Raw genomic sequence first — 2,672 nt, 5'->3', positions numbered from 1 at the left:
CCAGCAGCGGCGACAGCAGCGGGTCGGCGCACTGGCGCGCCTCCACCACGCGCAGCCCGTAGGGCCGCGCATTGCGCTCGATGAGCTTCCAGACGTAGTCGGCGAAGCTGCGCCGGAACACCAGCGCCACGCCCTGCGTGTCGCTGCGCAGCACCGTGAAGCTGGCCTTGCTGATCACGGTGGAGACGCACTGCCCCAGCGGCAGGCTCTCGAAGTCGTAGGGCCCCAGGTGGTTGAGCAGCCGCAGGTACGGCGCGCCGCTGATGCGCAGCGCCGTGAAGCCGCCGCTGTTGTCGGCCACCTGCGCGAAGCAGCCGCGCAGCGCCTCTTCGAGCGCCTTGACCAGGGCGTCGCGCTGGCTGCGCGCGCACAGCAGCCACCACTCGTCGGGCGACTGCCACAGCACCACGCCGGCGGCGCAGCGCAGCACCGCGCGCGGTTGCGTGGGCAACGGCGCACCGAGCACGCCGGCCACGCCGCTCATGAACGCCACGTCGTCGGCGCGCCCGCGCAGCACGAGGTAGCCCAGGTTGGGCAGCTCCGCGGCCGTCAGCGCGGCATCGCCGCGGTCGGCGGTGGGCTGCAGCTGGCACAGCGGCGAGCGCAGCGCGTCGGCCGCGACGGTGATCATCTGGGACTTAGGCATGTTGACGCTCCCCCTTGGGATCGACGAAGACACTGGAGACGACCTTCACGGGCGTGACGCGCCCGCGCGCCATGGCGTAGAGGCGCTGCCCCTCGCGCTGGGCGCCGCCGCGCACGACGGCCATGGCGATGGAGCGCCCAAGCTCCGGGCTGTGGTAGCTGCTGGTGACGTGGCCCAGCATCGGCGCGGGCAGCTTCTGCGCGGCGTTCGGGCTCTCGACGATCTGCGCGCCTTCGGCCAGCACGGTCGCCGGGTCCTCGGGCATCAGCCCCACGAGCTGCTTGCGGTCGCTGCGCGTGGTGTCGCTGCGGGAGAGCGAGCGCTTGCCCAGGAAGCTGTAGGCCTTCTTCATGGACAGCGCCCAGCCCATGTTCAGGTCCACCGGCGTCATCGAGCCGTCGGTGTCCTGGCCGACGATGATGAAGCCCTTCTCCGCGCGCAGCACGTGCATCGTCTCGGTGCCGTAGGGCGTGATGTCGAAGTCCGCGCCCGCGGCCATCACCGCTTCCCACAGCGCCTGGCCGTAGCCGGACTCGACGTTGAGCTCGAAGCTGACCTCGCCCGAGAAGCTGATGCGGAAGACGCGGCAGGGGATGCCCGCCACGGTGCCCTCGCGCCAGTCCATGAACTTGAAGGCCTCGGGCGAGAGGTCGATGTCGCCGCACAGGCGCGAGAGCACCTCGCGCGACTTCGGCCCCACCAGCGCCACGGTGGACCAGTGGTCGGTGACCGAGCTCATCCAGACCTTGAGGTCGGGCCACTCCGTCTGGTGCCAGCGCTCCAGCCAGTTGAGCACCTTGGCCGCGCCGCCGGTGGTGGTGGTCATGTAGAAGCGGGTGTCGGAGATGCACGCCGTCACGCCGTCGTCCATGACCATGCCGTTCTCGTCGAGCATCAGCCCGTAGCGGCACTTGCCCGGCGCGAGCTGGCTCCAGGCGTTGGAGTAGACGCGGTTGAGGAACTCGCGCGCATCGGGCCCGTCGATCTGGATCTTGCCCAGCGTCGAGGCGTCCATCACCGCCACGCCGCTGCGCGCGGCGCGGCACTCGCGCGCCACGGCGGCGTGCATGTCCTCGCCCTTGCGCGCGAAGTACCAGGGCCGCATCCAGTTGCCCACGGGCTCCAGCGCGGCGCCGCGCGCGGTGTGGCTGGCGTGGATGGCGGTGGTGCGCACCGGGTCCAGCGTGTCGCCTTCCATGGTGCCGGCCAGCACGCCCAGCGACACCGGCGTGTAGGCCGGGCGGTAGGTCGTGGTGCTGACCTCGGACACCGGGCGCTTCAGGGCCCGCGCCGTGATGACGAAGCCGTTGACGTTGGAGAGTTTCCCTTGGTCGGTGCCGAAGCCCAGCGCCGTGAAGCGCTTGACATGCTCGATGTGCTGCCAGTTCTCGCGGATGGAGAGCTCGATGTCGGCGGCCGTGACGTCGTTCTGGTAGTCCACGAAGGCCTTGGCGCCCTCGCCCTCGGCCTTGCCGTCGGGCACGCGGAACATCGGGCGGGCGGCTTGCACCGGCGCGCCGACGACGCGCGGGGCATGGAGCTGCGCCTTCACGCCCAGCGTCGCCAGCACCTCGCGCATGGCTTCGGTGGTCTGCTTGAGCGCGTCCTGCAGGCTGAAGGCGCCCGTGACCGAGCCGGCGCAGGCGATGCCCTCGCGCCCGGCCTTGGGCACCACGAAGGCGGCCACGCTCTCGTCCCAGATCGGACGGCGGCCGTCGTGGCAGAACAGGTGCACGGTGGGCGACAGGCCGCCCGAGGACAGCAGCGCGTCGCAGCGCAGCGTCGGGCCGGCACCGATGGCCTCGTCGCGCTCGGCATGCAGCTTCACCAGCCTGGCGGCGCGCACCTGGTTCTTACCCACCGCCTCGCCCACGGCATAGCCCTGGTGGACGGTGACGCCCGCCTCCAGCCGGCGCGCGAAGCTTTGGCTGCGCGGATCGACCACGTGCACCTTGGCGCCGGCGGCGGCGAGGTGGTTGGCGCAGTCGTAGATCACGTCGCTGGTGCCGGTGACGACCACTTCCTG

The 2,672-nt window shown here is 71.3% G+C and carries 2 protein-coding genes; both read right to left on the bottom strand.

Annotation, left to right across the window (positions count from 1 at the left end):
• The coding region (locus FJ694_RS36235; RefSeq protein ID WP_157272359.1) for a sarcosine oxidase subunit gamma at positions 1-646 on the bottom strand (646 nt) is incomplete at its 3' end.
• A partial coding sequence (locus FJ694_RS36230) for a glycine cleavage T C-terminal barrel domain-containing protein (protein ID WP_157272358.1) occupies positions 639-2,672 on the bottom strand: 2,034 nt, incomplete at its 5' end. The genes FJ694_RS36235 and FJ694_RS36230, both read right to left, overlap by 8 nt.

Source organism: Azohydromonas aeria (assembly GCF_009760915.1).
GTDB lineage: Bacteria > Pseudomonadota > Gammaproteobacteria > Burkholderiales > Burkholderiaceae_C > Azohydromonas > Azohydromonas aeria.
The sequence above is the reverse complement of the archived record's forward strand: the minus strand, read 5'-3'. Positions and strand labels throughout refer to the sequence as shown.